This is a genomic window from Streptomyces oryzae, assembly GCF_017676365.1.
Taxonomy (GTDB): Bacteria; Actinomycetota; Actinomycetes; order Streptomycetales; family Streptomycetaceae; genus Streptomyces; species Streptomyces oryzae.
In genome coordinates, this window is the sequence record NZ_JADKMA010000105.1 from 1 (window position 1) to 25,224 (window position 25,224).

General features: G+C 71.6%; 20 protein-coding genes and 2 rRNA genes. 14 read left to right on the forward strand and 8 right to left on the reverse strand.

Features of this window, described 5'->3' with window-relative positions; all coding sequences use genetic code 11:
* The 4 genes from ITI46_RS20210 to ITI46_RS20225 form a co-directional block, all read left to right on the forward strand.
* Positions 1-87 (forward strand): 23S ribosomal RNA (locus tag ITI46_RS20210); the annotation flags it as partial.
* Between the two features lie 119 nt (positions 88-206).
* A 5S ribosomal RNA gene (gene rrf, locus ITI46_RS20215) occupies positions 207-323 on the forward strand.
* 321 nt (positions 324-644) lie between these two features.
* On the forward strand, positions 645-1,295 hold the full coding sequence (locus ITI46_RS20220) for a hypothetical protein (RefSeq protein ID WP_209241088.1): 651 nt from the start codon (positions 645-647) through the stop codon (positions 1,293-1,295).
* Positions 1,235-1,969, forward strand: a complete 735-nt coding sequence (locus tag ITI46_RS20225; protein WP_209241089.1) for a tetratricopeptide repeat protein — start codon at positions 1,235-1,237, stop codon at positions 1,967-1,969. Before ITI46_RS20220 ends, ITI46_RS20225 begins: the two co-directional genes overlap by 61 nt.
* 115 nt (positions 1,970-2,084) lie before the next feature.
* Here the strand turns inward: ITI46_RS20225 and ITI46_RS20230 are convergent, their stop codons facing one another.
* The 5 genes from ITI46_RS20230 to ITI46_RS20250 form a co-directional block, all read right to left on the reverse strand.
* On the reverse strand, positions 2,085-3,944 hold the full coding sequence (locus ITI46_RS20230) for an IucA/IucC family protein (RefSeq protein ID WP_247746280.1): 1,860 nt from the start codon (positions 3,942-3,944) through the stop codon (positions 2,085-2,087).
* Positions 3,941-4,525, reverse strand: coding sequence for a GNAT family N-acetyltransferase (locus ITI46_RS20235; RefSeq protein WP_209241090.1), 585 nt, complete (start codon positions 4,523-4,525; stop codon positions 3,941-3,943). The genes ITI46_RS20230 and ITI46_RS20235 overlap by 4 nt, the downstream gene beginning before the upstream one ends.
* Complete coding sequence (locus tag ITI46_RS20240) at positions 4,522-5,889, reverse strand: lysine N(6)-hydroxylase/L-ornithine N(5)-oxygenase family protein (RefSeq protein ID WP_209241091.1); 1,368 nt, start codon at positions 5,887-5,889, stop codon at positions 4,522-4,524. The genes ITI46_RS20235 and ITI46_RS20240 overlap by 4 nt, the downstream gene beginning before the upstream one ends.
* Entirely contained in the window at positions 5,883-7,427 is a 1,545-nt protein-coding gene (locus tag ITI46_RS20245) for a pyridoxal phosphate-dependent decarboxylase family protein (protein ID WP_209241092.1), read from the reverse strand. The genes ITI46_RS20240 and ITI46_RS20245 overlap by 7 nt, the downstream gene beginning before the upstream one ends.
* A gap of 339 nt (positions 7,428-7,766) precedes the next feature.
* On the reverse strand, positions 7,767-9,074 hold the full coding sequence (locus ITI46_RS20250; protein ID WP_209241093.1) for a DUF1015 family protein: 1,308 nt from the start codon (positions 9,072-9,074) through the stop codon (positions 7,767-7,769).
* 157 nt (positions 9,075-9,231) lie between these two features.
* Here ITI46_RS20250 and ITI46_RS20255 point away from each other — a divergent pair, with 157 nt between their 5' ends.
* Entirely contained in the window at positions 9,232-10,326 is a 1,095-nt protein-coding gene (locus ITI46_RS20255; protein ID WP_209241094.1) for an HAD hydrolase-like protein, read from the forward strand.
* 33 nt (positions 10,327-10,359) lie between these two features.
* On the opposite strand, the gene ITI46_RS20260 is transcribed toward ITI46_RS20255, so the two are convergent.
* Both ITI46_RS20260 and ITI46_RS20265 read right to left on the reverse strand, forming a co-directional pair.
* Positions 10,360-11,274: a siderophore-interacting protein gene (locus tag ITI46_RS20260; protein ID WP_209241095.1), complete on the reverse strand. Its 915-nt coding sequence runs from the start codon at positions 11,272-11,274 to the stop codon at positions 10,360-10,362.
* 43 nt (positions 11,275-11,317) lie between these two features.
* Positions 11,318-12,343, reverse strand: coding sequence for an ABC transporter substrate-binding protein (locus tag ITI46_RS20265; protein WP_209241096.1), 1,026 nt, complete (start codon positions 12,341-12,343; stop codon positions 11,318-11,320).
* A 169-nt stretch (positions 12,344-12,512) separates the two neighbouring features.
* Between ITI46_RS20265 and ITI46_RS20270 the strand changes: the two genes are divergently transcribed.
* The 8 genes from ITI46_RS20270 to ITI46_RS20305 all read left to right on the forward strand — a co-directional run bounded on the left by ITI46_RS20270 (position 12,513) and on the right by ITI46_RS20305 (position 21,228).
* Positions 12,513-13,610 carry a FecCD family ABC transporter permease gene (locus ITI46_RS20270; RefSeq protein WP_209241097.1) on the forward strand — a complete coding sequence of 366 codons (1,098 nt, stop codon included), beginning with the start codon at positions 12,513-12,515 and terminating at the stop codon, positions 13,608-13,610.
* Entirely contained in the window at positions 13,607-14,659 is a 1,053-nt protein-coding gene (locus ITI46_RS20275; RefSeq protein WP_209241098.1) for a FecCD family ABC transporter permease, read from the forward strand. Before ITI46_RS20270 ends, ITI46_RS20275 begins: the two co-directional genes overlap by 4 nt.
* Before the next feature lie 65 nt (positions 14,660-14,724).
* The gene (locus ITI46_RS20280) at positions 14,725-15,582 is read left to right on the forward strand and encodes an ABC transporter ATP-binding protein (protein WP_247746281.1); all 858 of its coding nucleotides are present in this window, start codon (positions 14,725-14,727) and stop codon (positions 15,580-15,582) included.
* Between the two features lie 144 nt (positions 15,583-15,726).
* Entirely contained in the window at positions 15,727-16,119 is a 393-nt protein-coding gene (locus tag ITI46_RS20285) for a hypothetical protein (protein ID WP_247746282.1), read from the forward strand.
* Positions 16,120-16,122: 3 nt separating this feature from the next.
* The gene (locus ITI46_RS20290; protein ID WP_209241099.1) at positions 16,123-16,929 is read left to right on the forward strand and encodes a TlyA family RNA methyltransferase; all 807 of its coding nucleotides are present in this window, start codon (positions 16,123-16,125) and stop codon (positions 16,927-16,929) included.
* Positions 16,926-17,930, forward strand: a complete 1,005-nt coding sequence (locus ITI46_RS20295; protein WP_209241100.1) for an NAD kinase — start codon at positions 16,926-16,928, stop codon at positions 17,928-17,930. The genes ITI46_RS20290 and ITI46_RS20295 overlap by 4 nt, the downstream gene beginning before the upstream one ends.
* A gap of 158 nt (positions 17,931-18,088) precedes the next feature.
* Positions 18,089-19,831: a DNA repair protein RecN gene (gene recN, locus ITI46_RS20300; RefSeq protein ID WP_209241101.1), complete on the forward strand. Its 1,743-nt coding sequence runs from the start codon at positions 18,089-18,091 to the stop codon at positions 19,829-19,831.
* 191 nt (positions 19,832-20,022) lie between these two features.
* Positions 20,023-21,228: a glycosyltransferase family 4 protein gene (locus ITI46_RS20305; protein ID WP_209241102.1), complete on the forward strand. Its 1,206-nt coding sequence runs from the start codon at positions 20,023-20,025 to the stop codon at positions 21,226-21,228.
* A gap of 132 nt (positions 21,229-21,360) precedes the next feature.
* On the opposite strand, the gene ITI46_RS20310 is transcribed toward ITI46_RS20305, so the two are convergent.
* A complete protein-coding gene (locus ITI46_RS20310) occupies positions 21,361-23,190 on the reverse strand; it encodes a glycoside hydrolase family 15 protein (protein WP_209241103.1) in 1,830 nt (609 codons plus the stop codon).
* Between the two features lie 462 nt (positions 23,191-23,652).
* Between ITI46_RS20310 and pyrG the strand changes: the two genes are divergently transcribed.
* Positions 23,653-25,224, forward strand: a 1,572-nt coding sequence (gene pyrG / locus ITI46_RS20315; RefSeq protein ID WP_209241104.1) for a CTP synthase, incomplete at its 3' end; no start/stop codon positions are given.

Consider the following 25,224-nt stretch of genomic DNA (forward strand, 5'->3'; position numbering starts at 1 on the left):
CTGGAGATGACGGGGTTGATAGGCCGGGTCTGGAAGCACGGTAACGTGTGGAGGTGACCGGTACTAATAGGCCGAGGGCTTGTCCATAGAGGCTCGCGTCCACTGTGTGGGTTCTGAGACAACAACCGCATTCAATTGAAGAGTGTGCTTGTTCGCTAAGAGACTCCAGGGTCCGGATATTTTGATCCGGCGGCCCTGAACAGAGTTTCGGTGGTCATAGCGTGAGGGAAACGCCCGGTCACATTCCGAACCCGGAAGCTAAGCCTTTCAGCGCCGATGGTACTGCATGCGGGAGCGTGTGGGAGAGTAGGACACCGCCGAACAATCTTTATGGCCCTTGGCCTTCAGCGCATGCACGCTGAAGGCCAAGGGCTTTTTTGTTTTCCATTCGCTTTCAAAGAGCGTTGTTCCACCGCCTGCGCGAGAATTGGTCGCAGGCACGCAGACAGGAGTCATCATGTCCCCCAGCTCCTCCGACGACCGCGGCCGAGCCGACCGTCGGCCCCGGCAGTCCGGCCCGCGTAGCAGCGAGGGCCGTGAGCGTTCTCGCGGCCCCAGGCGGGAGAACGGTGGCCGGTCCGGCGGGGCCTTCCGGCGCGATGAACGAGGCGGCTCCTCCAGCGGATTCCGCAGGGATGAGCGCCGTGGGGACGAGCGCCGTAGGGATGATCGTCGTGGTGATGAGCGGCGGCGGGACGAGAGGCCGCGTGGGGAGCGTGCGTACGACAACCGCGGGCGTGATGATCGGCGCCGGGATGACCGCGGGCGGGACGACCGTCGTGGGCGCGGTGGCGAGGGGTTCCGGCGGGACGACCGGCGCGACGACCGTCGGGGAGGCGATTCCCGGGGGCGTGACGTTCGCGGCGGTGGGGAGTTCCGGCGGGACGACCGAGGGCGCGGCGAGGGCAGGGACGACCGGCGCGGCGGGAATCGGGGGGACCGTCCGCAGCGGGGCGAGCGGGATCGCGAGCGTGCGCCGTACCGCCGGGACGACCGGGATGGTGGGCGTCCGCAGAGTGGCCGGGGGCCGCGTCGGGAGGACGACCGTGCTGGGCGGCGGCCGTACGGCCAGGGCGGTGGTGGTCGTGGGCGCGACGACCGCCGCGACGGTCGGCGGGACGAGCGGCGTGGTGGTGGCTTCCGGCGTGGCGGTGAGCGGGAGCGGCCGTACGGGCGTGGCGACCGGGACCGTGACCGGGGTCGGGAGCGGTCGGAGCGGGAGCCGCTGCGGCGGTTGCCGATCGACGAGGACATCACCGGTGAGGAGCTGGACAAGGACGTCAAGCAGGAGCTGATGAGCCTGCCGAAGACGCTGGCCGAGGATGTGGCGCGGAACCTGGTGATGGTGGCGCGGCTGCTGGACGAGGAGCCCGAGCGGGCGTACGGGTACGCGAAGGTGGCGCTGCGGCTCGCTTCGCGGGTGCCGTCGGTACGGGAGGCTGCGGGGTTCGCCGCGTACGGGGTGCAGAAGTACTCCGAGGCGCTGGCCGAGTTCCGGGCGGCGCGGCGGATGACCGGGCTTCAGCATCTGTGGCCGGTCATGGCCGACTGTGAGCGTGGTCTGGGCCGGCCCGAGAAGGCGCTGGCGATGGCGGGCGAGCCCGAGGTGCAGAAGCTCGACAAGGCGGGCCAGGTCGAGATGCGGCTGGTCGCCGCCGGGGCTCGGCGCGACATGGGGCAGCCGGACGCGGCCGTGGTGACGTTGCAGAGCCCGGAGCTGGCGTCCAACTCGGTGCAGCCTTGGACGGCCCGGCTGCGGTACGCGTACGCCGACGCGCTGCTGGAGGTCGGGCGGGAGGACGAGGCCCGCGAGTGGTTCGCCAAGGCGTTGGAGGCGGACCAGGGCGGGGTGACCGATGCCTCCGACCGGCTCGCCGAGTTGGACGGTGTCGAGTTCATCGACGCGCTTGCTGATGATGAGGACGAGGAGCTGGTTGAGGGCTCGTCGGGCAGCTCGGCGGAGGGCTGAGCGCCCGTTGGCGCACTGAGCGCTGAGCGTACTGAGGCGAAGGGCGGACCCGGGAGGGTCCGCCCTTGCTGCTTGTCCGGTGCCTGTTGCCCGGTGGTTGCTGCCCTGTGCCGGGTTATTTGTGTGCGCTCAGTGGGTTCTTGAGGGTGCCGGTCAGCTGGAGGGCGCCGGCGGGGTCCTGGAGGTCGACCATCTGCTGGTTGTTGCGCAGCTGGAGGCGGTTGAGGCAGGAGAGGGCGAACTCGTCGGCGAAGAGGTCGTACTGGGCGTGGCGGGCTGCCAGGTGGGGGGTTGCCTTCTGGTAGTCCTTCGTCACGTCGGCCACTGTGGACCAGAAGCTCGCCTCGTCCAGGACGCCCGCATCGTCGAGGGTGGGGGCGAGGAAGCGGAAGAAGCAGTCGAAGACGTCCGTGAAGAGGGAGAGGATCTTCATGTCCTCGGGGACGTCGGCGCGGATGCGTTCCACTTCGGGCGGCAGTTCGGCGTCCTCGCTCATGACCGCGATCTCCTCGGCCAGGTCCTTGAAGAGGGCGCGGCGTGGGGCGCCGTGTTCGTCCAGGACCAGGATGACGTTCTCGCCGTGGGGCATGAACACCAGGTCGAAGGCGTAGAAGCAGTGCAGCAGCGGGGTCAGGTAGGCGTTGAGGTAGGCGCGCAGCCACTCCGTGGGCTCCAGTCCGGAGCCTTGGATGAGGGCTGCCGCGAGTGAGTTGCCGTCGCGGTCCACGTGCAGCAGCGAGGCCATGGTGGCGGGCTTCTCGCCCTCTTCCAGGAACGGTATCGGGGACTCGCGCCAGAGGGCGGCCAGCATTTTGAGGTAGGGGGAGCCCTTGGGGGCCGCTGCCTCGTACGGGGCGGGGTGGTAGCCGACGGCGGCGCGTTCGCGGAGGACGCCCAGGCCGGTGCCGCGCAGGATGTCGTCGCCTGCCACCAGGTCGGCCAGCCAGTCGTTGATGGCCGGAGTGGCCTCCATGTAGGCGGCGGACAGACCGCGGACGAAGCCCATGTTGAGGACCGAGAGGGCGGTCTTCACATAGTGCTTGGCGGGGTTGGTGGCGTTGAAGAACGTACGGATGGACTGCTGGGCCAGGTGTTCGTCGTCGCCGTGGCCGAGGCAGACCAGGTGGCGCTGGGCGACCTCGGCGGCGAAGGTCACCGACAGTTTGTTCCACCACTGCCAGGGGTGGACGGGGACGAGGTAGTAGTCGTCCAGGTCCAGGCCCTGCTCGGTCATGGCGGCGGAGAAGCGGCGCAGCGTGGCGGCGGAGAGCTCGCTCAGCAGCAGCTTGTCGTAGCTGAGGTCCGCGCAGGCGGTGAAGGTGGTGCGGTCGCGGTGTGCTGCGACCCAGATGAGGCGTACGGGACAGCCCGTCTCCGGGGCGTAGGCGCGGTATTCGGCGATGTCGAAGCCGAGGCGGCCGTTGTTGGCGACGAAGCAGGGGTGGCCCTCGGTCATTCCGGACTCGATGGCCTGGAAGGGCGCTACGGCCAGCTGAGCGGCGGAGGTCGGTGGGGCCGCCAGTTTGTAGGCTGTGCCGGCCAGGGTGGAGCTGATCTCCTCCAGGTAGACGGGGAGGATCTCCTCGCCGAGCCCCAGCGTGGTGCGCAGTTCCGTGATGAACGCGAGGGCGTCCAGCGGCAGTTCGGTGCCGTCGCGGTGCCGGGCGATGCTGTCCGCGTCGACCTGCCAGTGGTCGAGGGCGAAGCGGCGGGCGGTGAAGCGGTACTCGGTGGTGCCGTCGTCGGAGCGGACCGCGTATCTGTTCCCGTCCTCCTTGCCGTCCTCCTTGCCGTACTCGTCCTGGTTCTCGTTCTCGTCCTCGTTCAGCGGGGTGGGGCTCAGCAGCCGCTCATGGCTGAACTCGGCGAGTGCCTTGCGGATGAGGAGCCGGGTGGCCTGTGCCCAGCGTTCGGGGGTGAGGTGGCTGACGGCCTCGTGCGGCTGGATCGGCTGGGGTGTGAGGGGGAGGGTCATGCGGGGGTCACTCCTGTGGCGGTCCGGAACTGCTCGCGGGTGCAGAAGCTGAGCAGGGCTTCCTTCTCCGGTTTGGTGAGGGTGGAATCGACGCGGAAGCCGACCGCCTCGTTGAGGGCGTGCACGGCGGTGTTGCGTACGTCCGGCTCGACGACGACGCGGTGGGTGTCCGGGTCGGCGAAGAGCATCGCCATGACGGTGGTGATGACCGCGCGGGTGAAGCCGTGCACCGGCTGCTCGGTGGGCGCGCACAGGAAGTGCATGCCGGTGTCGCCGGGCTGGTGCGGGTAGAGGCCGGCCAGCTCGACGTGGCGGGGGTCGTAGCGCTCCATGAGGAAGGCGGGCTCGCCGTTGTGGAAGCCGAGGAAGGCGTCGTGGTACGGGGAGGCCGCGATGCTCATGAACTCGCGTTCGACGTCCGGGAGGGTGGCGTCCTGGAGCAGATAGAACGCGGACTTGGGGTGGGTGACCCAGCGGTGCAGCAACTCCGCGTCGGTGAGCGGATCGACCGGGCGGAGGGAGAAGGTGCCCAGCTGCTCGTCGGTGCGGGTGTGGACGGCGGTGGTGTCGGCGGTTGTCACAGTGCGGCCTCCGGGGCGGTGAACTCCTGGAAGGCGATGGACTTCTCGACCGGGTAGACCTCTCGGCCGAGCAGTTCGCGGATGATGCAGGAGTTGCGGTAGGCGGCCATGCCCAGGTCGGGGGCGACGAACCCGTGGGTGTGCAGCTCCGCGTTCTGGACGTAGATCTCCTGACCCGCGGTGTCGATGCTGTAGTCGCGGCGTACGGCGAAGCGGCCGCGGGCGTCCCATTCGATGCGGTCGGCGATCGGGTCGAGGAAGGCGGGCCGCTGGTAGCGGTAGCCGGTGGCCAGGACCAGGCCCTCGGTGGTGAGGCTGAAGTCGCGCTTCTGCTCCTCCTGGCGCAGCCCGAGGGTGTAGGTGCCGTTCGACGTGTCGTACGAGGCATCGGTGAGCGCGGTGTTGGTCAGCAGCCGGGTGGGGCAGGGGCCGCGGCGGTTCTTCTGGTAGAGCAGGTCGAAGATGGCGTCGATCAGCTCGGAGTTGATGCCCTTGTAGAGGTTCTTCTGCGAGGCCACCAGCGCGTCCCGGGTGTCGGGCGGGAGCGAGTGGAAGTAGTCCACGTACTCCGGTGAGGTCATCTCCAGCGTCAGCTTGGTGTATTCGAGGGGGAAGAACCGGGGGGAGCGGGTGACCCAGGTGAGGGAGTAGCCGTGGCTGTCGATGTCCTGGAGGAGGTCGTAGTAGATCTCCGCCGCGCTCTGTCCGCTGCCGACCAGGGTGATGCTCCGCTTCTTCTGGAGGGCTTCCTTGTGCTCCAGATAGCGGGAGTTGTGGATCAGGTCGCCGCCCAGCCCCTGGCAGGGCTCGGGGAGGTGGGGCGGGGTGCCGGTGCCCAGGATCAGCTTGCGGGCGCGGAAGATGCGGTGCTCCGGGCGCTCCCCGTCGGCCGGCTGCTCGGCGTGGACGGTGTAGAGGCCCTCGCCCTCGTCGTACTCGACGCTGGTGACGCGGTGGTTGAAGCGTACGGTCCGGCCGAGGCGGTCCGCGGCCCAGCGGCAGTAGTCGTTGAACTCGGTGCGGAGCGGATAGAAGCTTTCGCGTATGTAGAACGAGTACAGCCTGCCGGACTCCTTGAGGTAGTTGAGGAAGGAGAACGGCGAGGTCGGGTCGGCCAGGGTGACCAGGTCGGACAGGAACGGGGTCTGCAGGGTGCTGTCTTCCAGCATCATGCCCGGGTGCCAGCTGAACTCCGGTTTGTCGTCCAGGAAGACACCGTCGAGCTCCGTGATCGGTGCGGTCAGACAGGCGAGGCCCAGGTTGAAGGGGCCCAGACCGATGGCGACGAAGTCGTGTACGGGCGCGTCGGCCGGACGGGCGCTGGAGGGAGTCACGTCGGGGCTCCGTGTGGGGTCGGTCAGCATGCCTGGGCGGCGCTGAGTGCGGGCGGGTTGGCGGCGTTGCGCGCGGCCTGCGGCTGGGAGGCCTGCCGCTGGACGTACCGCTCGGCGTGTGCGGCGATCAGGTCGAGGACGGTGGTGATGTCGGCCAGCGAGGTCTCGGGGTTGAGCAGGGTGAACTTGAGGTAGTGGCGGCCGTCGACCACGGTGCCGGCGACGATGGCCTCGCCGGAGGCGAACAGCGCCTCGCGGGCGTGCAGATTGGCCCGCTCGGTCAGCGTCGCGTCGCCGGCGAGCCCGTTGCCCGGCAGCCAGCGGAAGACGAGCGTGGACAGCTGGGGTTCGACGACGACCTCGAACCGCTCGTCGGCGTCCAGCAGCCGCCATGCGTCGGCGGCGCGGTCCACGACCTCGTCGAAGAGTTCACCGAGCGCGTCGGCGCCCATCACACGCAGGGTCATCCAGAGTTTGAGCGCGTCGAACCGGCGTGTGGTCTGGATCGATTTGTCGACCTGGTTGGGTATCTCCTGCTCCACGCTGCGGGCCGGGTTGAGGTAGTCGGCGTGGTAGGTGACATGGCGCAGGGTGGCCCGGTCGCGGACCAGCACGGCACTGGAACTCACCGGCTGGAAGAAGGACTTGTGGTAGTCGACGGTGACCGAGTCGGCGCGCTCGATACCGTCCAGCAGTGCGCGGCGGCGCCGCGAGGTGAGCAGCCCGCAGCCGTAGGCGGCGTCCACGTGCAGCCAGGTGCCCGTGCGCTCGCACTGGTCGGCGATGGCGGGCAGCGGATCGATGCTGCCGAAGTCCGTGGTGCCCGCGGTGGCGACGACGGCCATCACCGTCTCACCGGCGCGCTCGCACCGCTCCAGCTGCTCGGCCAGCGCGCCGACGCGCATCCGGCGCTGTTCGTCGCAGGGGACCGGGATGACGGCCTCGGGGCCAAGGCCCAGCAGGATCGCGGCCTTCTCGATGCTGAAGTGGCTGCACTCGGAGGTGAGGATGCGCAGCGTGGGCAGCAGCTGTGAAGTGCTCGGCGCCGTCTCGGAGTTCTTCCGCACGAGGCGGCAGGTCTCCTCGCGGGCCAGCAGCAGCGCCTGGAGGTTGGACTGGGAGCCGCCGCTGGTGAAGATGCCGTCGGCAGCGGTGTGCAAGCCGATGCGCTGCGCCGTCCACGCGATGAGGCGGCGCTCGATCAGGGTACCGCCCGCGCTCTGGTCCCAGGTGTCCAGCGAGGAGTTGACGGCCGCGATGACGGCTTCGCCGAGCACGGCCGGGATGACGACGGGGCAGTTGAGGTGGGCGAGATAGCGCGGGTGGTGGAAGTAGACCGCGTCGCGCAGGTATACCCGCTCCAGCTCTTCCAGCGCTTCGTCTGCGGTGCCCAGTGGCTGGTCCAGATCGACTGCGGAGACGGTCGGGGCGAGTTCGGACGGCGTGACGCCGGTGAACGGCTGCTGCGCGTCGGCGAGTTTGGCGGCGACCCGCTCGACGCCGTGCGTGACGGAGCGCCTGTAGTGCTCCGCTGTCCTGTTGTTGAGCAGGTGTGACCTGCTGCTCATCGGGGGCTACCTCCGGGGAAGTGGGGGGTGCTGCCTGCAGTTCACCGTCGAACGGGAGGTGCAGAAGTGCCCTCCTGGCACGGACGTGGCCCACCGCGTGGAGTGCTGTGCGGTGAGGTAAGGCTACCCTAACTTGAGCGTCTCGGAGGTGTGCAAGAGGGCCTCCCGGGCAGCCGCATCCAGGGCCGAATACGGCGAAAACGGGGCGGGAATGCGACGGGAACGCGGCAGAGATGCGGCCGGAATACGGCAGGGATGCGGGCGAATGCGCAGAATGCGCCGCCCGGCACGGCGGTCCGTAGCGGGGGTCAGCAGGGCGGCCCGGTAACGCCGCGCAGCTCAGCGAGGTGTGTCGGCGATGGTGCGCAGGACGAGGCCGGTGGCCGGTTTCGGGCCGAACGAGGTCGACTTCCGCGGCATGGTGACGCCCTGTTCGGCCAGCTCGCGCACCGTTGCCTCCGGAACGGCCCGCAGCAGTACGGCCGTACCGCCGTGCGCCGCTGCCTGCTCGATGGCCGCCTGGGTGTGGTGCAGATAGCTGATGTCCTCAGGGCGGTCGGGCACCCGCCACACGGCGTCCAGCAGCGTCGAGTGCAGCACCGTGGCATCCAGGCCCCGCCACGCCGCGGGCCGGCCCGCATCGATGGTGCGGGCCAGCAGACCAGGGGAGGGCCGGTCGAGCAGATGGAACACGCCTTCGCCATCGGTCAGCAGGAAGGCGTTCCCCGGTGTGTCCTCCAGCTCCTCCAGCACCTCGTCCAGCGGAGCCTCCAGCGTACGGACGCGGAAGGCGCTCCCCTCGCCGGACGCCGCGCCTGCCCGGTCGAGCAGATCGAGTGCCTTCTTCAGCGGCAGCCTGGGCAGCACCCGGTGGATGGCGCGCACTTCGAGGGGGTAGCGCGCAGTGTCGACCAGCAGGACCAGGCCGTAGTCCCAGGGGGAGTCCTGATCAGGGCCCGGGCCGCCCTGCTCGGCGCGCAGCCGCAGATACGTCGCCCAGCGGTGGTGGCCGTCCGCGATCAGCGCGCTGCGCCGGGACAGTTCGGCGTTCACCTCGGCGAGTTCGGCGGGGTCGGTGACCGCCCACAGCCGGTGCGCGAAGCCGTTCTCGGTGGTCGTCGCCGCCAACGGCGGGCCTTGGGTGGCCCGTTCGATGACCGCGGTCGCGCCGGTGCGGGTGCCGTCGCCGCGGTAGGAGAGCAGCAGCGGCTCGGGGTTGGCGGCCATCTCGCGCATCAGATCCGCGCGGTCGGCGACGACCTCGTCTATCACGTCCTCGTGCGGCAGCACGACGCCTTCCTCGGGGGCCGAGAGCCGCAGGGCGCCGATGAGGCCGCGCTGCAGCAGTTCGCCCTTGCGCTGCTCATAGACGTACAGCGCGGGTCTGGGATCGCGGGCCAGCACCCCGTCGGCCTGCCAGCGGCGCAGCGTCTCGGCCGCCTTGCGGTGCCGGGTGGCCGGGTCCTCGGCCTGCGGGAGGATGAGCCGCACGATGTTGTACGGGTCGGCCGTCTCCAGATGCCGCAGTCCGTCCGGTGTGACCACCACGTCGTACGGCGGAGAGGTCACGGCAGCGAGGCTGCTGACCCTCTCCGGCGCGTAGCGCAGCCCCCGGAACGGGGCGAGTCTCAGTCCTCGGACGGTCATCTGTGCATGGTATGCCGGTGCCCGGCAACCGGTGGAGCGGGGCACAGGGGGCGCAGGGGTGCGGAGCGGGCGGCGGTGTACGAGAGGATCGGTACGGCGCGAGGGACGGGCACGGACTCTCGCGCACCCCGGGAGAGAGCACAAGGAGCAAGCACTCATGCAGCACAGCCCCGCCGCCGATACGGCCGCCGGTACCGCCCATGGCGCCGACGCCGCCCCGCGGTGCCGCCCGCTGCCGTGCGACAGCGCCCTGTACACCGCGTACGACACGGCACTGCTGGACCTGGACGGGGTGGTGTACGCCGGAGGTGAGGCGGTGCCGCACGCGGTCGACTCGCTGGCCGCCGCACGGGAAGGCGGGCTGCGGCGGGCATATGTGACGAACAACGCGGCCCGCACCCCGCAGACGGTCGCCGAGCACCTGACGCGGCTGGGCGTCCCCGCGGCGGCGGACGAGATCGTCACCTCGGCGCAGGCCGTCGCCCGGCTCATCGCGGAGCGGGTTCCGCGGGGGGCGCGGGTACTCGCCGTCGGCGCGGACGGGCTGCGGGTGGCGCTGGAGGAGCGCGGGCTGACCGTGGTCGGGACGGCCGACGAGGAGCCCGCCGCAGTGGTGCAGGGCTACGGCGGGCCCGGCATGGAGTGGGGGCGGCTGATGGAGGCGGCGATCGCCGTCCAGCGCGGGGTGCCCTGGTTCGCGTCCAACACCGATCCGACCATCCCCAGCGGGCGCGGTATCGCACCCGGCAACGGCGCGGCCGTCGAGGTCGTCCGTATCGCCACCCGGTGGATGCGAACGCCGCCGGAGCCGCAGGTCGCGGGAAAGCCGCTGCCGCCGATGCACCGGGAGTCCATTCTGCGTACCGGCGCGCGACGGCCGTTGGTGGTCGGCGACCGGCTCGACACCGACATCGAGGGGGCGCACGCGGGGCGCGTCGACTCACTCCTCGTACTGACCGGAGTGACCGGCGCCGCCCAGCTGCTCGCCGCCCGGCCCGTCCACCGGCCGACCTATGTGGCCCGCGATCTGCGCGGCCTGCTGGCGCCCCAGCCGGAGGTCACGGGGGACGCCGGAACGGGCTTCGGGTGCGGCGGCTGGTCGGCGCACGCCGGCGCGGACCAGCTGGTGCTGGAGGGCGACGGCGATCCGCTGGACGGGCTGCGCGCGCTGTGCGGGGCCGCCTGGTCGGCTGCGGGCGCCGGGGAGTGCCGACTGGACGCGGGGAACGCGCTGGCGCGGCTGGGGCTTTGAGGGCTCAGCCGGGCCGGCGGGGCCAACCCGGACTCAGCCCGCCGAGCCGGCCAGCGCCTCCGCCACCAGCTGCTCCTCGGTCGCGCCCAGCCGCCAGTACCCGGTGAACTTCACCGCCCTGCGGTCGAAGCCGCGCTCGGTCACCAGGTGCCGCCGCAGCGCCTTGACGGTGCCGGACTCGCCCGCGAGCCACGCGTACGGCGTCCCCTGGGGCAGCTCAGCGGCGCGTACGGACTCGACCATCCGCTCCAGCCGGGAGGCCCCGGCCGCCTCGTCCCGTACCAGCCAGCTGATCCGCGCGTCCGAGAGGGTCGGCAGGTCCTGGACGTCTTCGCGGTGCGGAACCTCCGCGAACACCCGCACCGGCATTCCCGCAGGTAGCCACTCGAGGATGGCGCCGATGGCGGGCAGCGCCGTCTCGTCGCCGCTCAGCAGCACCCAGTCGGTGCCCTCGGGCGGCCGGAAGTCGACGCCCGCGTTGTCCTCGACGACCGGCCCGAGCAGGGTCACCCGGTCCCCGGGCATCGCCCGCAGCGCCCAGCGCGAGGCAGGGCCGGTCTCGCCGTGCAGCGCGAAGTCGACGTCCAGCTCGTCCTCCCCCGGCCTTCGGCCGGGAGGTGCCCCCACGCCGTACTCGCTGCTCCTGCGCAGCGCCCGCACGGTGTAACTGCGCATGATCCCGCGGACGTTCTCGTCCATCGCGCGCCACTCGGTGAACCAGTTCTCGCCCGCCTCGATGGGCACGACGGGCTCGGTCTGTCCCGGCTGCGGGAGGAAGAGTTTGAAGCGCTGGTCCCGGCCGCCGGAGGCGAAACGCTCCAGCCCGGCGCCTCCGAAGGTGACCCGCAGCATGGTCGGGCCGAGCCGACGGGTCCGTACGACGCGCAGCTCGAAGAACTCGAACGGAACGGTGGAGGGCGCGGGCCGCGCCGTGCTGACCGTGCTCATCGTTTCTGCTCCTCCCGGACGGGGGACGGGACGGTTCGGTGGCTCAGCGGACCTTCTCGGCCTTCTCGATCGCCTTCGCGAGGCCCTCCAGCAGCGGTGCGGCGCCCGCGTACGAGAAGCGCGGCTCGGCCGCCCAGGCGGTGACCTGGTCCGCCTTGACGGCGGGCAGTTCGGTCCAGGACGGCTTGGACTTGAGCGCCTTGGGCTGGAGGGACTGGGTGCGGTTGTCGAGGATGATCAGGTCGGCCTGGTACTTGTCGGCGTTCTCCCAGCTCAGTTCCTCGAAGAAGCCCTGCTGGGTGACCTTCTTGGGCTTCACGAAGTCGACGCCCAGCTGCTTGAAGTACTGGAGGTCGGAGTTGGCGTCGGGGTCGGAGACGTAGAGCAGGTCGGCGGAGCCGGAGGCGGCCATGACGCGGATGTCCTTCTTGGCAGCCTTGCGCAGCCTCTCGGCCGCCTTCTCGAACCGCGTCTTGGCCTCGGTGACGGACTTGGCCTTCACATCGGCGCCCAGCGACTCGGCGAGCTTCGCGTACTGCTGGATGACCTCGACCATCGGGACGTGCGCGGACTTGATGCCCACCTGGCGCGCGAGCTTGTAGATCTTGTCCTTGCTCTCGTCGGGGACGTAGAAGAGCGCGTCCTTGAGGTACACATTGCTGATCAGCAGCTGGGGACGGACCTTGGCGTACTTCTCCAGGTCGAACTCGCCGAAGGCGTTGCCGATGATCTCCACCTTGGAGATGTCCATCTCGCCGGCGAGCACGTCGGGGTCGCCGTTCTTCTTCTTCGTCGGGCCGAAGACGCCGACGATCTGGTCGCGGACCCCGAAGTCCCACAGCGCCGCTGCCGAGCCGGTGTAGGCGACGATCCGCTCGGGGACGGCGTCCAGGGTGACCTTCTTCTTGCGGCCGTCGGTGAAGGACCAGCCCTTGCCCTTGGCGTCACCACCCGAACCGGACCCGGAGTCACTTCCGCAGGCGGCGAGCAGGGCCCCGAGACCGGCGGCGCCGCCCGCGGCCAGCAGACCACGGCGGGAAAGGTGAGGAATGGGGGAAGAGCTGGGCATTTTCTCCGGCCTTCTCTCGACGTACTTGAGAACGCACCGCGGGCATGCCGCAGGCGTACATACGGGGCGGCCATGGGGCCTGAGTTCGTGGTTAGGTTAACCTAACCAAAGTTGTTGTTGTCCAGTGGCCGGGCGTGCAGAGCTCCCCGGCCCCGACCGGAGCGCGCAGTTGACTCTCACCAAGTCCCCGCAGGTCCAAGGGGGTTCAGCGGCAGCAAGCCGGGCCGTCGGTGGCCAGGGGCAGCCGGCGGCCGGGCAGGACAGGGCCGCACACACCCGGCCGCCACTCGCGCGGGCCGCCGGACTGCTGGCCGCCACGCTCGTCCTGCTGCTCGTCCTCTTCCTCAGCCTCGCCGTCGGGGCGCGCCCGCTCTCGTTCGGCGAGGCATGGTCGGGGCTGGTGGACAGCGGCTCGGCGAGCTACACCGTCGTCCACGAGATGCGGCTTCCGCGCACGCTTCTCGGCCTGCTCGCCGGCGCGGCCCTCGGCCTGGCGGGCGGCGTGATGCAGGCGCTCACCCGCAATCCGCTGGCCGATCCAGGACTGCTGGGCATCAACGCGGGCGCCGCGGCCGCCGTCGTCACCGCGATCTCCTTCTTCGGAGTCGCCGGATACACCGGCTACATCGGCTTCGCCTTCCTCGGCGCAGCGGCCGTCTCCGTGCTCGTCTACGCCGTCGGGGGCGGGCGCGGTGCCACCCCGGCGCGGCTCGCCCTCGCGGGTACGGCGCTGAACGCCGCGCTGATCTCATATGTGAGCGCCGTTCAGCTGCTGGACACCGCGTCGCTGGACCGGATGCGGTTCTGGATGGTCGGTTCGCTGGCCCGCGCCCAGGACGCGACGGTGCTCTCGGCGCTGCCCTTCATCGCCGTCGGCGCCCTGCTGGCGCTCGTACTGGCCCGGCCGCTGAACGCGCTCGCGCTCGGCGACGACGCGGCGCGCGCCCTCGGCTCCCGGCCCACCCGGACCCGCGCGGCCGCCATCGTGGCCATCACCCTGCTGTGCGGGGCCGCGACCGCCGCCTGCGGGCCGATCGTGTTCGTCGGGCTGATGGTGCCGCACATGGTGCGCGCGCTCACCGGTCCCGACCAGCGCTGGATGCTGCCCTACTGCGCCGTCCTGGCGCCTGTGCTGCTGATCGGGGCCGACATCCTGGGGCGCGTCGTGGGCCGCCCCAGCGAACTCCAGGTCGGCATCGTGACCGTCGTGGTGGGCGGGCCGTTCTTCCTCTACTTCGTACGCAGGCGGAGGGTGGCACACGCATGAGCCTCACCGGAATCCGTACGAGCGTCATCCGCACCCCCGGCGGCCTCTCCGTCAACTACCGGCCCCGCGCACTGCTCGTCGGCGCCGGCTGCGTCGTCCTCGCGCTGGTCGCCGCGGTGTTCGCGATCGGCAGCGGCGAATACCCGATGGCGCCCGGCGAGGTGATCCGCACCCTGCTCGGCCAGGGCGACCCCGCCGACGCGTTCATCGTCAACGAGCTGCGGCTGCCCCGCACCGTCACCGCGCTCCTCGTCGGGGCGGGCCTGGGGCTGTGCGGCGCCGTCTTCCAGGCGGTCGTCCGCAACCCGCTGGGCAGCCCGGACATTCTCGGCTTCACCAACGGGGCAGCCTGCGGGGCGCTGTTGGTCATCTTCGCCGCGGGCGGCGGCAGCGCGCTGCTGGCGGGCGGCGCCGTCGCCGGAGCCGTCGTCACCGGCTCGCTGATCTACGCCCTCGCCTGGAAGCGCGGCATGCACGGCTACCGGCTGGTGCTCGTCGGCGTCGGCGCCACCGCCATCCTGACCGGCGTCAACAGCTACCTCATCACCCGCGCGGGCATCACCGAGGCGTCCCGGGCCGTGCTGTGGATGACCGGCAGCCTGGACGGCCGCGGCTGGGACGACGTACTGCCGCTGGCCCTCGGCATGGTGGTGCTCGTGCCACTGGTGCTGCTCGGCTGCGGGCGCGCCCTGCGGATGATGGAGATGGGCGACGACGCGGCTTACGCACTCGGCGTCCGTGTCGAGCGCACCCGGCTGGCGCTGCTGGGCACCGGAGTGCTGCTGGTGGCGCTGTCGGCCGCCGCCGCCGGGCCCGTCTCCTTCGTCGCGCTGACCGCACCGCAGCTCGCCCGGCGGCTGACCAGGACGCCGGGGCCCAATCTGCTGCCCTCCCTGTGCATGGGCGCGGCGCTGCTGATCTGCGCCGACCTGGTGGCCCAGCGCGCCTTCGGGGAACGCCAGCTCCCCGTCGGCGTGATCACCGGTGTCGTGGGCGGCGGCTACCTGGTGTGGCTGCTGGCGAGCGAGCGAAGGGCGGGACGGATATGAGGGGGCCGGACGCCTCGTACACACAGCCGGAAGTTCTGTACGCACACAACACAGGCGGGGACACGATGAGGACCGCGACGGGCGACACGGCGACAGACCACAAGGAGCCCGCCTCCGGCGACGCTGCCCAGGCAGCGGGCGAACCCCGGCTGACCGGGCACGGACTCACCCTCGCCTACGACCAGCGCACCATCGCGGCGGAGCTCGATGTCGCCGTGCCCGACCAGTCGTTCACCGTCGTGGTCGGTCCCAACGCCTGCGGCAAATCCACACTGCTGCGCGCCCTCTCCCGGATGCTCAAGCCCGCCAAGGGCCAGGTGCTGCTGGACGGCGGCGACATCGCGGGCCTGCCCGCCAAGGCGCTGGCCCGCACCCTGGGGCTGCTGCCCCAGTCGTCCACGGCGCCGGACGGGATCACCGTCGCCGATCTGGTGGCCCGCGGCCGCTACCCGCACCAGGGCCTGCTGCGCCAGTGGTCGCGGGACGACGAGCGGGTGGTGGCCGAATCCATGGCGGCCACCGGCGTCGAAGGGCTCGGCGACCGGTTCGTGGACGAGCTCTCCGGCGGCCAGCGGCAGCGGGTATGGATCGCCATGGCGCTGGCCCAGCAGACGCCGCTGCTGCTGCTGGACGAGCCCACCACCTACCTGGACATCGCGCACCAGATCGAGATTCTCGACCTGTGCGCCCGGCTGCACGAGGAGGAGGGGCGCACCCTCGTCGCCGTACTGCACGACCTCAACCACGCGGCCCGCTACGCCACCCACCTGATCGCCATGCGGGACGGCCGGATCGTCGCGCAGGGGGAGCCGGGCGAGGTGGTGACGGCCGAGCTGGTGGAGGAGGTCTTCGGCATGCCCTGCCGCGTCATCGACGACCCGGAGACCGGCACGCCCCTGGTGGTGCCCGCCGCGCGGCGCTGAGCCGCCGGACCGGGCAGCCTGGCCGGGGCGCCGCGGAGTCGCACCGGGGGCCCGACCGTGGAGTCGCACCGGGGGCCCGACTGCGGAGCCGGACCCGGGAGTCGGACGCGGGGGTCTGTCAGACCCGGGAGGTAGCGTCGGGGCATGAGCGAGTTCGCGCAGGGACCAGAGCCCGGGCACGCCCCCACCCCCATCCCCGAGCAGCACCTCTCGGCAGGCGGCACCGAGCGGTACGACGAGGCAGCGCAGCCCGAGGAGCCGCCCGGGCAGGCCCCGCCGGGCGAGGAAGAGGGGGCCGAGGCCGCCGGGAGCGCAGCGAGCGCCGAGGAGCCCGCCGGTGAACCCGACGACGGCCCGCGCCCCCTCGGCGTGGGCGTGCGCCCCACCGGCCACGGCCCGGTGGACGCCCAGCTGCGACGGCTGGAGGACGCCGACCACCTCGCTGTCTCGGGCCACCTCGAGGTGTACGAAGATGTCCACCGCGGCCTGCGCGAGAGCCTGGCCGCGCTGGACCGACCCCACACCCCCCGGAGCTGAGCCGTGGCACGACGCCGACTCGACGCGGAGCTGGTGCGCCGCAATCTCGCCCGTTCGCGGGAGCACGCCGGCCAGTTGATCGCCGCGGGACGGGTCACGGTCGGGGGCAATGTGGCGGCCAAACCCGCCACCCAGGTCGAGACCAGCGCGGCGCTGGTCGTCAAGGCCGACGAGAGCGATCCGGACTATGTCTCGCGCGGCGGCCACAAGCTCGCCGGGGCGCTGGACGCCTTCGTACCGCGCGGGCTGCACGTGGCGGGCAGGCGGGCGCTGGACGCGGGCGCTTCCACCGGCGGCTTCACAGACGTGCTGCTGCGCGCCGGCGCGGGCCATGTCGTCGCCGTGGACGTGGGGTACGGACAGCTGGCCTGGTCCTTGCAGAGCGACCCCCGGGTCACCGTCAAGGACCGTACGAATGTCCGGGAACTGACGCTGGAGGACGTGGGCGGCGAGCCGGTGGAACTCGTCGTCGGCGACCTGTCGTTCATCCCCCTGGGGCTGGTGCTGCCCGCGCTCGTCCGGTGCGCCGTGCCCGAGGCGGATCTGGTGCTGATGGTGAAACCACAGTTCGAAGTGGGCAGAGAACGGCTGGGCAGCGGTGGTGTGGTCCGCAGCCCGGAGTTGCGTGCCGAGGCCGTACGCACGGTCGCGGCACGGGCGGCAGCCCTGGGGCTGGGCGCGCTGGGCGTCACATCGAGCCCGCTGCCGGGGCCCTCGGGGAACGTCGAATACTTTCTGTGGCTGCGCGCCGGGGCCGACGACCTCGACCCGGCCGAAGTCGAGCGAGCGGTGGCGGAGGGGCCCAAGTGACCGAGGACAGCGGAGCTACGCAGCCAGCACAGCCCTCCGGGACCCTCCCGGTCAGCGCGCAGGCCCCCGCCGCGGCAGAGGTCGGTGACCGTACGGTCTTCCTCCTCGCCCACACCGGCAGACCCGCGGCCGTGCGCAGCGCCGAACTGGTCGTCCAGGGGCTGCTGCGCTGCGGCATCGGGGTGCGGGTGCTCGCTGAGGAGGCGGCCGATCTGCCGCTGCCCGACCGGGTGCAGACCGTCGCGGCCAAACCGGACGCGGCGGAGGGCTGTGAGCTGCTGGTGGTGCTGGGCGGGGACGGGACGCTGCTGCGCGGCGCCGAGTTCGCCCGCGCCTCGGGCGTGCCGATGCTGGGCGTCAATCTCGGCCGGGTCGGCTTCCTCGCCGAGGCCGAGCGGGACGACCTGGACAAGGTCGTGGACCGGGTGGTCTCCCGCGCCTACGAGGTCGAGGAGCGGATGACCCTCGACGTCCTGGTACGCAACGCGGGCTACAACGCGCACAGCCCCGGCAGCGGCCATGTCGTGCACGCCGACTGGGCGCTCAACGAGATCTCCGTCGAAAAGGCGGCCCGTGAGCGGATGCTGGAGGTCGTCATCGAGGTCGACGGGCGCCCCGTCTCCAGCTTCGGCGGGGACGGAGTGGTGTGCGCCAGCCCCACCGGCTCCACCGCGTACGCCTTCTCCGCGGGCGGGCCCGTGGTGTGGCCCGAGGTGGAGGCACTGCTGATGGTGCCGATCAGTGCGCACGCGCTGTTCGCCAAACCGCTGGTGACGGCGCCCGATTCGGTGCTGGCCGTCGAGGTGCAGCCGCAGACTCCGCACGGGGTGCTGTGGGCCGACGGGCGGCGCAGCGTGGAGCTTCCGGCCGGGGCCCGGGTGGAGGTGCGGCGGGGTGCGGTGCCGGTCCGGCTGGCACGGCTGCACCATGCGTCGTTCACGGACCGGCTGGTGGCCAAGTTCGCCCTCCCGGTCACGGGCTGGCGCGGGGCGCCGCGGTAGGGCTTGTTCCGGGAGGGCGCCCCTTCGGGGCATGTGTCACGAACTGAGGGGGAGAAAACGGGTAAGCCGCCGCAATCTGCTGTCGACCGGCACTGTGCGCGGCCGCACGATCCGGTACCACTCCCACCACAGGTGTGTCCCGCACGAGGGGACCTCGTATGGTCGTATCCGTGTTGGAGGAGATGCGGATCAAAGCCCTGGGCGTGATCGACGACGCCGTTGTCGAGCTGTCCCCCGGCTTCACCGCGGTGACCGGTGAGACCGGGGCCGGCAAGACCATGGTCGTCACGAGCCTCGGGCTGCTGCTCGGCGGGCGCGCCGACGCCGGGCTCGTCCGGGTCGGCGCCAAGTCGGCGCTGGTCGAGGGCCGGATCGCGCTCGCGCCTGAAGCCCCGGCCGCGCGCCGAGCCGAGGAGGCGGGCGCCGAGCTCGACGAGGGGGCGCTGCTGGTCAGCCGTACCATCTCGGCCGAGGGCCGCTCGCGCGCTCATGTGGGCGGGCGCTCGGTGCCGGTGGGGCTGCTGGCGGAGCTCAGCGACGACCTGGTGGCCGTGCACGGCCAGACCGACCAGCAGGGCCTGCTGCGTGCGGCGCGGCAGCGCGAGGCCCTGGACCGCTACGCGGGTCAGACGGTGGCCCGGCCGCTGGCCGCCTACCAGGAGGCGTACCGCAGGCTGCGTACCGTGGCAGCCGAGCTGACCGAACTGACCACCCGGGCCCGCGAGCGCGCCCAGGAGGCCGACCTGCTGCGGTTCGGCCTCCAGGAGGTGGAGGCCGCCGAGCCGCGGCCCGGCGAGGACGCCGAACTCGCGGCCGAGGCCGAACGGCTCGGCCACGCCGAGGCGCTGGCCTCGGCGGCCACCACCGCGCACGGTGCTCTGGCCGGTGACCCCGCCGACCCGGAGGGCGTCGACGCCGCCACCCTCGTCGGGGGCGCCCACCGCGCCCTGGAGGCGGTGCGCGCGCACGACCCGGCGCTCGCCGCGCTCGCCGACCGGCTGGGCGAGGTGCACATCCTGCTCTCCGACATCGCCGGCGAACTGGCCGGATACGCCGACGACCTGGACGCCGACCCGCTCCGCCTCGCCGCCGTCGAGGAGCGCCGCGCCGCGCTGGCCCAGCTCACCCGCAAGTACGGCGAGGACATCACCGCCGTACTGGCCTGGGCCGAGCACAGCGCCGAGCGGCTGACCGAACTGGAAGGCGACGACGACCGGATCGGCGAGCTGGGCGCCGAACGCGACGCGCTCCGCGCCGAGCTCGCCTCGCTCGCCCGTACGCTCACCGAGGCGCGCGCCGACGCCGCGAAGCGGTTCGCGGACGCGGTCACCGAGGAACTGGCCGAGCTGGCGATGCCGCACGCCAGGGTCAGCTTCGAACTGGGTCACACCGAGGACCCCGACGGGCTCGAGATCGACGGGCGCACCCTCGCCTTCGGCCCGCACGGCACGGATGAGGTCGAACTGCTGCTCGCCCCGCATCCCGGCGCGCCGCCCCGGCCCATCGCCAAGGGCGCCTCGGGCGGCGAGCTGTCCCGGGTGATGCTCGCCGTGGAGGTCGTCTTCGCCGACTCCGACCCGGTGCCGACCTACCTGTTCGACGAGGTGGACGCGGGCGTCGGCGGCAAGGCGGCCGTCGAGGTCGGCCGCAGGCTGGCGCGGCTGGCCAAGTCGGCGCAGGTGGTGGTGGTCACGCATCTGCCGCAGGTGGCCGCCTTCGCCGACCGGCACCTGGTGGTGCAGAAGACCGACGACGGCACGGTGACCCGCAGCGGCGTCCAGGCCATGGAGGGCGAGGACCGGGTACGCGAGCTCTCCCGGATGCTCGCGGGTCAGGAGGACTCCGAACTCGCCCGCGCCCACGCCGAGGAGCTCCTCGAAGCGGCCCGCACCGGAACGTGACGCTCCGCGGCGCGGGTGCCGTCGGACACGACGTGCCGCGACACGAGTGCCGTCACTCGTGTGAGTGAGAGCATCGGGCGTGCGCCCCACGGCGGCGGCCCTCCGGCCGCCACGACGGCACGACGGGTCCCTTGCGCCTGGCATCCTGGGCAGACCCCGCCCCCCAACCCCAGCCAGGGAGCCCGCCTGCCGTGAGCCCGAGCCGTACCCACGCGCCGCGTCGGCCCGCGGTCGGCGCGCGGCCGCCGCACGTCGTCCACGTGCTCGGCGGCGGCTCGGCGGCCGACGGGCCCGAGGCGCCCTCGGCCCGTACGGCAGCCCACGCGCGCTCCCTCGCCCAGGGGCTGACCGCACGCGGAGTGCGGGTGACGGTGTGCACGCGGTACGACGGGGCGCTGCGGCACGCCTTCACGGAAACCGGCGCGGAGTTCACCGCCCTGCCGGGCCGAACGGAGACCGAGGCGGTGGGCCGGTTGCGTACCGTCTGCGCCGGCGCCGACGTCGTCCACGCGCACGGCCTGCGCGCCGGGCTGCTGGCGGCCTCCGCGCTGGGCGGGCGGCGCGGTGAGACGCCGTTCGTCCTCACCTGGCACGCCCTGCCCGCACCCCGCCCCCGGCACGCCTCCCGCGCGGACGCCGCCCGCGACCTGGTGACCCGGCTGCTGGTGCGGCGGGTGGCCCGCGCCGCAACCGTGGTCCTCGGCACCACCACCGAACTGGTCGACATGGCCCGCCGCAGCGGCGCCCGCGACGCCCGGCTCGCCCCAGCACCCATCCCGCTGACCGACGCCGGGCCACGCCCGTGGGAGGAGAGCCCGGACGGCGAGGAGGTGCTCAGGCACAAGGCGCGTGCGGGCCTCGGCGCCCTCGACCGGCCACTGATCCTCACCGTCGGCCGGCTCGACGGGCGGCGCGGCCACGACAGCGCGCTGACCGCTTCCCGCGGCTGGCGCGGCCTCTCCCCGCCACCGCTGCTCGCCATCGCCGGAGAAGGCCCGGAGCGCGGGGCGCTGCAGCGCCGTATCGAGGCGGAGCAGCTGCCGGTACGGCTGCTGGGACGGAGGGCCGACGCGCTGCGGCTGCTGGCGGGCGCCGACATCGCACTGCTGCCCGCCCGCTGCCCCGGCCATTCGCTGGTGGCCCAGGAGGCGCTGCGGGCCGGGGTGCCGATCGTCGCGGCGGACGGCGGCGGGGTCCCCGAACTCGTCGGTCCCGCCGCCGTGCTGGTGCCCTGCGACGACGCGGACTCGCTCTCCTCGGCTGTGCTCGGTCTGCTGGCCGACCACGGCCGGCGGGCCGAGCTCGCCGCAGCGGGCCGCGCCCAGGCCCGGACCTGGCCCACGGAGGACCAGGTCGCCGCGCAAGTCCTGGGCGTCTACGACGAGCTCACGGGGTGACCGCGCCCCGTCAGGGGCGCGGGGAACTGCTCCTTCGAGCAGGGGGTACCCCCAAAGCCACAACTCACCCGCAGTCTGCAACGCGCAGAACGCGCAGAACGCGCAGAACGCACAGAAAGGGGCACCCCCGAATCAGACTCCGTACGCGCCCGACGCAGTCAGCCGCAGGGCGGTGTCGATCAGCGGCACGTGGCTGAACGCCTGGGGGAAGTTGCCGACCTGGCGCTGGCGGGCCGAGTCCCACTCCTCCGCGAGCAGACCGACATCGTTCCGCAGGGCCAGCAGCTTTTCGAAGAGCTTCCTGGCCTCGTCCACGCGGCCGATCATCGCCAGGTCGTCGGCGAGCCAGAACGAGCAGGCCAGGAACGCGCCTTCCTCACCGGCGAGGCCGTCGACGTTCTCGGCCGCGCCGTGCTCGCCCGCCTCGCTGCTGGTGGGGTAGCGCAGCACGAAGCCGTCCTCGGTGGTCAGCTCCCGCTGGATGGCCTCGATGGTGCCGATGACCCGCTTGTCGTCCGGCGGCAGAAAGCCCATCTGCGGAATCAGCAGCAGCGAGGCGTCCAGCTCCTTGGAGCCGTAGGACTGGGTGAAGGTGTTCCGCTCCTTGTCGTAGCCCTTCTCGCACACCTGGCGGTGGATCTCGTCACGCAGCGCGCGCCAGCGCTCCAGCGGCCCGTCCACGTCGCCGGACTCGATGAGCTTGACCGTACGGTCGACGGCCACCCAGGCCATCACCTTCGAGTGCACGAAGTGCCGGCGCGGGCCGCGCACCTCCCAGATGCCCTCGTCCTTCTCCTCCCAGTGGTTCTCCAGATAGCCGATCAGCTTCAGCTGGAGCAGCTGGGCGTAGTCGTTGCGGGCCAGCCCCGTCATATGGCCCAGGTGCAGCGCCTCGACCATCTCGCCGTAGACATCCAGCTGGAGCTGGCCCGCCGCGCCGTTGCCCACCCGGACCGGCTTGGAGCCCTCATAGCCGGGCAGCCAGCTCAACTCGGCCTCGGACAGCTCGCGTTCGCCCGCGATGCCGTACATGATCTGGAGGTTCTCCGGGTCGCCGGCGACGGCGCGCAGCAGCCATTCGCGCCAGGCGCGCGCCTCTTCGCGGTAGCCGGTGCGCAGGAGGGAGGAGAGGGTGATGGCCGCGTCCCTCAGCCAGGTGAAGCGGTAATCCCAGTTCCGCACCCCGCCGATCTCCTCCGGCAGCGAGGTGGTCGGCGCGGCGACGATCCCGCCGGTGGGCGCGTAGGTCAGCGCCTTGAGCGTGATCAGCGAGCGGACCACGGCCTCCCGGTAGGGCCCGTGGTAGGTGCAGGTCTCCACCCACTCGCGCCAGAAGTCCTCGGTGGTGCGCAGCGCCTCCTCCGGCTCCGGAAGCTCCGGCGCCTCCCGGTGCGACGCCTCCCAGCTGATGGTGAACGCCACCCGGTCGCCGGGGCCGACGGTGAAGTCGGAGTAGGTCGTCAGATCCTTGCCGTAGGTGTCGGCCTCGGTGTCCAGCCAGACCGAGTCGGGCCCGGCGACGGCGACCGTCCGCTGCCCCACCTTGTGCACCCACGGCACGACCCAACCGTAGGAGAACCGCATCCGCAGCGCCGAGCGCATCCGCACCCGCCCGCTGACACCCTCCACGATCCGCACCAGCTGCGGCGCGTGGTTCTCACGCGGAGGCATGAAGTCGATGATCCGGACCGTACCCCGCGGGGTGTCCCACTCCGATTCCAGGACCAGGGAGTCCCCCCGGTAGCGACGCCGGTCGGCCTGTGGCGGGTCGCCACCGGCCGGGTGGGCCGGCCCCACCCGCCAGAAGCCGTGCTCCTCGGTGCCGAGCAGGCCGGCGAACACCGCGTGGGAGTCGAAGCGGGGTAGACAGAGCCAGTCGACCGTGCCGTCCCTGCCGACAAGGGCGGCGGTCTGCATATCCCCGATGAGTGCGTAATCCTCGATGCGCCCAGCCACGTGCATCTCCAGTCGAACGAACTGCGACGCCCCCGCGGGACGTGCTGGATGACCTGTGTGTTTGTGCCTGTCCCAGGCAAGTGTCCGTGCTGTCCCAGGCAAGTGTCCGTGAAGGATACGACGCAGCGAACCCTTCCGCTCGACGGTCGGCTGAGTCCGGCTGCGCCGATTAGGTGACCTTGGTGGCCGCGTTCTGTCGGCGTTCACCTGCTGCGACTCGTTCGTCACGCTGGGAGGCGCCCAGCCGCTCCCCGAGCCCGCAGGAGGCCTCGGCAGCCGCACCCGCCCGGCGGCACTGTTACGCTGGTAGCCCGTGGAGCGGTGGGCACGCGAACGCGATCTGTTCGAGACGACAGCCCCCCGAACCGCAGCGAGGCCACCCCGGGAAGCCCTTGAAGCCCTTCAGGACACTCCCAGGATGCCAGCCTCCGCACCCCACCAAGCGACCACGGGAGCCCCCTCTTGGCCATGCCGCCTACATCCATGACGACCAAGCACCTCTTCGTCACCGGGGGTGTCGCCTCCTCGCTCGGCAAGGGGCTCACCGCCTCCAGCCTGGGCGCGCTCCTCAAGGCCCGCGGCCTGCGGGTCACCATGCAGAAGCTCGACCCCTATCTGAACGTCGACCCGGGCACGATGAACCCCTTCCAGCACGGTGAGGTGTTCGTCACCAACGACGGCGCCGAGACCGATCTGGACATCGGCCACTACGAGCGCTTCCTCGACGTCGATCTCAACGGCACCGCCAACGTGACCACCGGGCAGGTCTACTCCACGGTGATCGCCAAGGAGCGGCGCGGCGAGTATCTGGGCGACACCGTGCAGGTCATCCCGCACATCACCAACGAGATCAAGCACCGCATCCGCCGGATGGCCACCGACGACGTGGACGTGGTCATCACCGAGGTCGGCGGCACCGTCGGCGACATCGAGTCGCTGCCCTTCCTCGAGGCCGTCCGCCAGGTCCGCCACGAGGTCGGCCGCGACAACGTCTTCGTCGTGCACATCTCGCTGCTGCCCTACATCGGTCCCTCCGGCGAGCTGAAGACCAAGCCCACCCAGCACTCGGTCGCCGCGCTGCGCAACATCGGTATCCAGCCGGACGCCATCGTGCTGCGCGCCGACCGCGATGTGCCGGTCTCCATCAAGCGGAAGATCGGGCTCATGTGCGACGTGGACGACGCCGCCGTGGTCGCCTGCAAGGACGCCCGCTCCATCTACGACATCCCCAAGGTCCTGCACTCCGAGGGCCTGGACGCCTACGTCGTACGCAAGCTCGACCTGCCGTTCCGCGACGTGGACTGGACCCAGTGGGACGATCTGCTGCGCCGGGTCCACCAGCCCGACCACGAGGTGACGGTCGCGCTGGTCGGCAAGTACATCGACCTGCCCGACGCCTATCTGTCGGTCACCGAGGCACTGCGCGCCGGCGGCTTCGCCAACCGGGCCCGCGTCAAGATCAAGTGGGTCACCTCCGACGACTGCAAGACCCCCGAGGGCGCCAAGCGCCAGCTCGGTGACTGCGACGCCGTCTGCATCCCCGGCGGCTTCGGCGAGCGCGGCGTCGACGGCAAGGTCGGCGCCATCACCTACGCCCGCGAGAACCGCGTCCCGCTGCTCGGGCTGTGCCTGGGCCTGCAGTGCATCGTGATCGAGGGCGCCCGCAACCTGGCGGGCATCAAGGACGCCAACTCCACCGAGTTCGACCAGTCCACGGCGCACCCGGTCATCTCCACCATGGAGGAGCAGCTCGACATCGTCGCAGGCGAAGGCGACATGGGCGGCACCATGCGGCTGGGCATGTACCCGGCCAAGCTGGCCGAGGGCTCCATCGTGCGCGAGACCTACGGCGGCGAGCCCTACGTCGAGGAGCGCCACCGTCACCGGTACGAGGTCAACAACCACTACCGCACCGAGCTGGAGAAGAAGGCAGGGCTGGTCTTCTCCGGCACCTCGCCCGACAACAAGCTGGTCGAGTACGTCGAGTACCCGCGCGAGGTCCACCCCTATCTGGTCGCCACCCAGGCCCACCCCGAGCTG

Excerpts from the sequence above, each read along its gene's own strand:
- ITI46_RS20230 (WP_247746280.1), bottom strand. The coding sequence starts at position 3,944 with ATGACCCTCCCCCTCACACCCCAGCCGATCCAGCCGCACGAGGCCGTC.
- ITI46_RS20240 (WP_209241091.1), bottom strand. The coding sequence starts at position 5,889 with ATGCTGACCGACCCCACACGGAGCCCCGACGTGACTCCCTCCAGCGCC.
- ITI46_RS20245 (WP_209241092.1), bottom strand. The coding sequence starts at position 7,427 with ATGAGCAGCAGGTCACACCTGCTCAACAACAGGACAGCGGAGCACTAC.
- ITI46_RS20250 (WP_209241093.1), bottom strand. The coding sequence starts at position 9,074 with ATGACCGTCCGAGGACTGAGACTCGCCCCGTTCCGGGGGCTGCGCTAC.
- ITI46_RS20255 (WP_209241094.1), top strand. The coding sequence starts at position 9,232 with ATGCAGCACAGCCCCGCCGCCGATACGGCCGCCGGTACCGCCCATGGC.
- ITI46_RS20260 (WP_209241095.1), bottom strand. The coding sequence starts at position 11,274 with ATGAGCACGGTCAGCACGGCGCGGCCCGCGCCCTCCACCGTTCCGTTC.
- ITI46_RS20265 (WP_209241096.1), bottom strand. The coding sequence starts at position 12,343 with ATGCCCAGCTCTTCCCCCATTCCTCACCTTTCCCGCCGTGGTCTGCTG.
- ITI46_RS20275 (WP_209241098.1), top strand. The coding sequence starts at position 13,607 with ATGAGCCTCACCGGAATCCGTACGAGCGTCATCCGCACCCCCGGCGGC.
- ITI46_RS20280 (WP_247746281.1), top strand. The coding sequence starts at position 14,725 with ATGAGGACCGCGACGGGCGACACGGCGACAGACCACAAGGAGCCCGCC.
- ITI46_RS20285 (WP_247746282.1), top strand. The coding sequence starts at position 15,727 with ATGAGCGAGTTCGCGCAGGGACCAGAGCCCGGGCACGCCCCCACCCCC.
- recN (WP_209241101.1), top strand. The coding sequence starts at position 18,089 with ATGGTCGTATCCGTGTTGGAGGAGATGCGGATCAAAGCCCTGGGCGTG.
- ITI46_RS20310 (WP_209241103.1), bottom strand. The coding sequence starts at position 23,190 with ATGCACGTGGCTGGGCGCATCGAGGATTACGCACTCATCGGGGATATG.